Annotated in this window: 1 protein-coding gene; it reads right to left on the reverse strand. The window is 67.3% G+C overall.

Annotated features, from left to right (window positions below):
* A partial coding sequence (locus AC1DDK_RS26155; RefSeq protein ID WP_477634197.1) for a sugar ABC transporter substrate-binding protein occupies positions 1 to 393 on the reverse strand: 393 nt, incomplete at both ends.

Here is a 393-nt window from a genome sequence, read left to right on the forward strand (position 1 = left end):
ATGCTGGCGGCCATCTTGGCCCAGTCAGCGGCCGGGTCGCCCTGGCCCTTGATCAGGGCGAGTTCGGTGGCTCCCCAGTCAGCCCAGACCGCGCTCATTTCCGGGATGGCMGGCATCGGGACGCCGGTGGCGCCGATCTTGCCGAAGGCGGCGACAACCGGATCGCTGGCGGCCTTGTCGAAGGAGGCCTTCAGTGCCGGCGGGCGGCCGCCGGCCTTGTACATGGAGTCCTGGGCTGCCTCGGAGGTGAGGTAGTTGGTGACGAACTCGTTCGTGGCGAGGGCGTTGGCGCTCTTGGAGCTGATGAAGAAGCCGTTGACGCCGATGAACGGCTGGGCCGGCTGGTCGCCTGCGGTCGGCAGCTCGTCAACTGCGAACTTGATGCCCTTCTTC

This window comes from Pedobacter sp. 05T44, assembly GCF_056395985.1.